Here is a 6,690-nt window from a genome sequence, read left to right on the forward strand (position 1 = left end):
CCCCAGCGGCGCTCTCACGGGCACCATCGCACTGGAGGGGATGGGCAACGGCACTCCGGCAGAGATCGAAGGCACCGTCGATGGCAATCAGATCAAGTTCGGCCTGGTGTCGACGCGAGCGGACACGCCGGCCGGCAAGCAGTCCGTGTGCGCCTTCGAGGGCACCATGCAGGGCGTGCGGCTGGAGGGCACTTTCTCCGATCCCCAAGGGCGTGAGGGGCGGTGGGACGGGTGGTGGAACTCCGCCGACCGGAAGGCGAAGGGCACGGAGGGTTCCAGCGGGCCAACGGTGATCGTCGATCGATGAAGGAGGGGTGATCATGTCCAAGAGATTGCGATTCTCCCGACGGCTCGTCGGGCTTGTCACGGGGTGTGGTTTAACGTTGTTGGCCGTGCCAGGATGGGGGCAAACGATCACTGTGGTGCCGGCGTGTGGCGCGCCAGGCACGTCCGCCTGGTTTGACGTGACCCTCGATCCGCAAGGGCACAGCATCGCCGGCACCCAGAACGACATTTTGTACGACAGCACCAACACGCCCATCGGGGAGTGTCTGGTCAACGACCAACTCGGCAAAGGCTTATCCTGGTCGGCCCTCCCCGCGGGCTGCAGCGGCACGGCCTGTACGTCGATCCGGGCCATCGTCTTGTCGACGGACAACTCGGCGCCCATCCTCAGCTCCGCCGTGTTGTATCGCTGCCGGATCGACATCCCCGCGGGCACGCCGGTCAACCAGTATGGACTGTTCAACCAAAACGCGTCCGCGACGGACCCGCTGACCAACTTCGAAGAGGTGACGGCCGTCACCGGTGGGATCTACGTGGGCGACTGTAGTGGCGGCGGTTGCTGACCACGCCAGCACCGTGCTCCGGCTCCCTCGCCCCATGGGAGAGGGCCCGGTGAGGGCGATTTTGCAGGTGAGCACTCAGCGACTGCAACGATTCGCCGGAACTGTTCATTCCGAGAAGGGGGACACATGGCATACTGCCTGACAGCGGACACAGCACGGTTTCATCGCAGCGATCGGTTTGGGCACTCAACGTTGCCTGGCGTGGTCACAAGGTGGCTGCTCGCCCTGGTTGGCGTGGGCGGCCTGCTCGTGGCCATCGTCAATCAGGTGTGGGCGCAGGCATGCGTCGGCGACTGCGATGGCTCTGGCACGGTCACGGTCGATGAACTCGTGAGAGGGGTCAACATCGCGCTTGGTACGCAGCCGCTCTTGAATTGTCCCTCGTTTGATCGGGACAGCTCGAACACCGTGACGGTTGATGAGCTAGTTGCCGGTGTCAACAATGCTCTGGTAGGGTGCAACCCGCCGATACCGGGGTCCGCTCGCCTGACGGCCCGGGTACTCAATCGCACCGGAGCACAGGCCACGGTGACTGTTCACGGGGTCTTTGCGCAATCCGGCTTCGTGGGCGAGGGGATGGCCTCCAATTACAGTGTGGCCGGTGTGTCAATTCCCGGGGCCTGCGGCAGCTCATGCACCTGCCCCGGGGCCAGCTGCTCGACGGTGTGCGATACCAGCACCGGCAGCAACCTGCCCCGCTGCGACATCCAAGTCGACAACCTCGGCCCGGGGATCTGGACTCACGACATCACCGTCTCGGCCACCGGCCAAGAGCAGTACCGCCAAAGCCTCCTGGTGAGCGATCCGGCGAGGAGAAACAACATCGAGCCCGACGCGACGCGGACCTACGATTGGACGGTGTTCAAGACGGTGTTGACGGTGAATCAGAGCGGCGACGCGGATGATGGTACTTGTGACGCCACGTGCACGTTGCGGACGGCGATCGGCCGGGCGAATGCGACCACCTCCGGGCAGCGCCCCGTGCTCATCCGCTTCGACCACGCCGCCGCCGAGTTCGCCGGCGGCCTCGCCCAGATCAACGTTACCAACAACACGGCGCTGGCGATCACGGCCGCCGAGACGGTCATCGACGGGACCAACTCCGAGGGAGACCCGTCGCCGGTTGACGGCTTCGCGGCGCGCACCTATCGGACCGTGATCCGGCAAGATCCTGCCAACAAGACACTTGAGTTGGCGGCAGACATCCGGGTTCAAGCGGCCAACGTGACGCTCAGAGGCCTCTCGGTCGAGCGGGTTCTGCCGAGCAGCGATACCGGCCTCAATCTCAAAGACCAGAACGGGATCGCATTCGACGCCGGCAGCCAAGGTGGTCGAATTATCACGTGTCGACTCGACGGTGGAGCGGCGGCAAGGACGGCAGCGGAGAACCAGGCGGCCCAGGGAAAGGACTGCGTCGATGCGGCCAACACGGGAGGGACCGCGAGTTCGCCCGTGACGGTGGAAGATACCGAGGCGCGATTCTGTTTCGACCGCGGCCTGAAGAGCCAATCAGGGTACGTCAGCGTGGTGCGGAGCTGGATTCACAACAACTTGCGCGGGGGCCTCTTGGTGCAGTCTCCACCCCCGCCGCCTACACCGGGCGCAGGTATCCAGGGGATCATCCGCGCCGTTGACAACCTGGTTGAGCAAAGCGGCGTCAATCAGGCGCAGCAGGTAGCGCGGGCCTCGGCAGCCGAGATGGCAGTGCAAGGGGTGCTGGCACGGTTGGAGACTGATGGAAACGTGCTGCGCAACGGGGCCGATCACGGAATCCATTTCGCGGGCAGCAACTCCCAGGGGAGTATTCGCCGCGATTACATCTGTGGCTTCAATCGGACTGCGGGCAACAATGGAAAGGGGATCTTGGTCGAAAAGGCCGGAGGGACAGCCAACGAGGTCATGATCCGAGAGACCACGATCGCCTACACGGATGACAATGGTCTGAAGATCGAGGGGAGTATCGCGGCTAACACCGGTTCTTCCACTGACCACGGCCGCAATGCTTTCGTGCACAATGGCGGTTTCAGCGCGGGGGTGGAGCGCACCGACCGCAACTTCCGCAACTTAACGACGGACACCCCGGCGCTGGCCCGCGGCAACTACTGGCAGCGCTGCTACCCGAGCAGCAATCCCAACGAGAATACGTGCAGTGACACGAACGTATCGAACAACGACACCAACAACACCACCGGCTCCTTCGACAAGGTTGATTCCCACGATGCCAAGCCGCACGCAGCCGATCAGGGGACCCAGCAAACCGCGATTCTCGACATTGATGCCGACGGCTTCGCGGTCACCCCCACGAAGGCCGTGCAGGGCGGCATCGTCCGGATCGAGGGGCAAGGCTTCAACGCTATCGGTGGCCATACCACTACCTACGACTGCTCCGAGGCAACGTTGAAGGCGAACAACTGCACGGGGCTCAACGGCACCTGTGTGGAGTTTCTGGACAGCACGTCTGGCACGTGGCAACAAGCCGACATCCTGGGTGTCACGCCAACCCATCTCACGGTACGCTCGCCGATCAACTGCAGCCAACCGACGACAATCAGAGTCCGGCGGAAGCGGCTATCTGGGCCCGAAATTCCTCTCGGGTTGCCTGAGATGCAGACCACGTTCTGCACGAACCCGTGATCGCACAGGGTGCTCGCAGGCGGCGGGGTTACTGAATGATCTTCTGGAGGAGTCCGGTAAGATCGTTCACTCGCACGAGACCGTCATCGTTGGTGTCGGCCGTCACGCAGTGCGCGCGGGCCTCGGGGTCGAAGAGGGCATGGATGAGGGCGTGAATATCGTCTGGACGGAGCCGGCCGTCGCAGTTCGCATCCCCCTCAGGTTGCGCATCATCGATGATGAGTTCAATGTTCCTTACGTCGACCTCGCCCGCTTCATCAAAGACCGCTATCCGCACCAGATAGCAGCCCGTCTCGTTATGCCGTGGAGTCAAAGCGAGCTCAGCCGTACCGTCACCATGGTCGATCAACTCCGATGCGGCGAGATCTCGTAGGCGATTGTTGGAGATCCCGATTGTAAATGGTGGAACGCGCTGGGCGTAGAACGTGAGCGGATCTCCATCGGCGTCAGTTGACCGCAGACTCATTACTGTCCGTTGCCCTTCGGGTGCGACAAGCGGTGCGTCAGCCACGAGATTGGGGCGGCGATTCACTCGCGACCCACGCCGGAGAGCTCGCGTAAGTAGCGGTTGAACTTCAGCCCCGCTCAGCTCACCGCCAGGGTCCACGACGAGCGTGCCGCCCACGGAATCGACCGTGTGTACCGTAGCCTCTTCAGCATTTCTGACCGTATCGGTCACCTGCGAAATCTCTTGCGTCGCGAGATCAAGGAGGAACACCTCTCCGAGCAAGTCGGGGTTCCCCACCGCTGGGTCCAAATCCGCCGCCGACGTGAAGGCCAGCCAGCGCCCGTCGCCGGACAGAGCCGGTGGGCTATAGTGGGAGTTGACGTCCACCACCTTATCCGTTCGCCCGCTCGTGACGTCGACGACGAAGACGTCGGTGCCTGCCAGGTAGGCCAGCGTGCCGGCGTCGGCGCTGCTGGTGAGACGCTCGACAAACGCAGGGGGATCCGAGGGCCTGCCGCTCAGCTGCCGGATGGTCTGTGTTCGGTCGTCGTAAACGAACACTTGCTGGCGACCGTCGGTGGAGAATAGTGGGTCCAAGGCCGCAGCTGATGTGAACACCACACGTGAACCATCGAAGCTGATCCGCATGTCATTGATCGCGTCTGCTCCCGGGATCCCGAGGGGCACCGACGTAATCTGGCGCATCGGTCCGTGTGGGAGTTCGAAGATGAACGCTTGCAGCTGTCCGTCCGGATTCTGATTTGCTGGGTCCCGATTGGTGCGCAGCACCATACGAGTGGCCGCCAGATCGAGCGGTCCTACAACGGCCTCGATACTCGGGAAGCCATACTGAGTGGTTTCAACGACATTGTGCGTGTCATGATCGACATCATAGAGCACAGTAGAGTTGTAACGTGATTCCCCCGGAATCCGGCCCGCGTACACAAGCCAGCGACCGTTCGGTGCAAGGTAACCGCCGCCGCTGGCAACGCGCCTCAAGTTTCGGGTTTCAGCATCGTAGAGCCAAATGCCGGAATCACCTCCGTTGCGGTCGGCTCGACCGAGCGCTAACCGAGAGCCGTCCGCACTCAGGGTAACGTTGTCTCCACCCTCGTCGTACCTGTCGGGCACGGGGATGAGGGCATAGCGCGGGTTAGAAATCAGAAAGGTCTTGGTATCGCTGGCTTGATTGCCCGCGGCGTCCTCCACCACCAGCTCCAGCACGTACCGCCGGCCGAGTTCCAGCCCCGCCGGGCCTTCGAGGCGCAACGTTCCGAGTGCGCCCTGCACTACTGGCTCGTGGCCGCCAGCAACCTCGACGGCGCTCTCGCCTCCCTCCGGCCGAAGCGTCAGCCGCCAGGCGATCAGCGGCGCACTCGGACCAAATGCGCTGCCCATCACGGCGAACGGGAAGTCGCGCTCCCACACCTTGCCGCGGTTTTCCGGCACCACGATCTCCGCCACCGCAGTGTCTTCCACCTCCACAGCCCGCCGTGCATTGACCCGGCCATAGCCGAAAGTGGGGTCCCAACCGCTGGGTCCCAAGTCGTCCGCGGTTTCCCGCAACGCCTGGCGGATTTGCGGGCGTGTGAACTGCGGATGGCGGCTCCGTACGAGCGCCGCGACACCGCTGACATGAGGGGCCGCAAAACTGGTTCCCGAGCCGCGCACGTACTGCTCGCCGATCACCCATGGCGGCACCCGGCACACCTCCTCGCAGATGTAAAGGTCGCAGTCGTCGTCTACGGTCGGGTCGCACGTGGGGTCGTTCAAACGACACTCCTCCTGGCAAAGCCGGCCAAACTCGGAGTCCGCCGCCAGCAGCGACAGGATCGAGCGCTGCGGCTGGACGGCTGAGGCCGGCTCGCTATCGCCACCCCCGGGGGCCACCAGATCCAGCGGCCCGCCGAAGTTGGAGAACGGCGCGTGCTCATCGCTGTGCGTGGTGGCTCCCGCGGCAATCACCGCAGGCAAGTTCGCGGGGTAGATCCCGCGCTCCAGGGGTATGCCGCCATTGTCAACACTGGCGACGACCACGACATCGAACTGCTGCGTGACATACTCGATGGCCGTCTCGATCGTATCGCTGGGCGGCCCCGCCCAGCTGGCGTTGATCACCTTCGCCCCATTCTCCGCCGCGTAGACGAGGGCCTCGGCTAAGTCGGCGTTGGTGCCGCTCCCTTGCGCGTTCAGCCCCTTGACTGCCATCACCTGCGCCTGCAATGCCGCCCCGATGATGCCGATGCTGTTATCGCCCACCGCCCCAATGGTGCCGGCGACGTGCGTGCCGTGCCCAAGCTGATCGCGCACGTCGGGCCCCCGCTCCTTTGCCAGCGCGCAGCCCGGATCGTAGGTGAAGAACAGGGCGCACGTCGTGAAGTCCCAGCCATTGACGTCATCGACAAACCCGTTGCCGTCATCGTCCACACCGTTGCCGGGAACCTCGCCCGCGTTGTGCCAGACGTTGGCGGCGAGGTCCGGATGCTCAATGTCAATTCCGGTGTCGATGACCGCGACGATCACCCCCTCGCCTTGCGACAGCTCCCACGCCTCGGGCGCGTGGATCTGAAACAGGCCCCACAGATCCGGGAAGTCCTGGCCCCAACTGCCGGAGGAGTGGAGGAAGGGATCGTTGGGTAAGGCAGAAGTCAAAAGCGGAAAGTCAGAAGTCTGACCCGCTCCCCCCGCTGCTGGCGACGCCTCTTCGGAGACCGTACTCTGCTTTGCGGCTTTGCGCCTTGGCGCGAGGTTCACTTCCGG

General features: G+C 63.8%; 4 protein-coding genes. 3 read left to right on the plus strand and 1 reads right to left on the minus strand.

What is annotated here, in order from left to right; translation table 11 throughout:
- From HY699_15685 to HY699_15695, 3 genes are all read left to right on the plus strand, one after another.
- A partial coding sequence (locus tag HY699_15685) for a hypothetical protein (GenBank protein MBI4517247.1) occupies positions 1-307 on the plus strand: 307 nt, incomplete at its 5' end.
- A 13-nt stretch (positions 308-320) separates the two neighbouring features.
- Positions 321-848: a hypothetical protein gene (locus tag HY699_15690; GenBank protein MBI4517248.1), complete on the plus strand. Its 528-nt coding sequence runs from the start codon at positions 321-323 to the stop codon at positions 846-848.
- Between the two features lie 201 nt (positions 849-1,049).
- Complete coding sequence (locus HY699_15695) at positions 1,050-3,482, plus strand: hypothetical protein (GenBank protein ID MBI4517249.1); 2,433 nt, start codon at positions 1,050-1,052, stop codon at positions 3,480-3,482.
- A 28-nt stretch (positions 3,483-3,510) separates the two neighbouring features.
- Here HY699_15695 and HY699_15700 read toward each other — a convergent pair whose 3' ends face one another.
- Positions 3,511-6,582: a S8 family serine peptidase gene (locus tag HY699_15700; GenBank protein MBI4517250.1), complete on the minus strand. Its 3,072-nt coding sequence runs from the start codon at positions 6,580-6,582 to the stop codon at positions 3,511-3,513.
- Between the last annotated feature and the right edge of the window lie 108 nt (positions 6,583-6,690).

The organism is Deltaproteobacteria bacterium, from assembly GCA_016210005.1.
In the GTDB taxonomy this organism is placed as follows: domain Bacteria; phylum Desulfobacterota; class Binatia; order HRBIN30; family JACQVA1; genus JACQVA1.

Bases quoted from the DNA above. Each gene is read 5' to 3' on its own strand.
- HY699_15690 (MBI4517248.1), top strand. From the start codon at position 321: ATGTCCAAGAGATTGCGATTCTCCCGACGGCTCGTCGGGCTTGTCACG.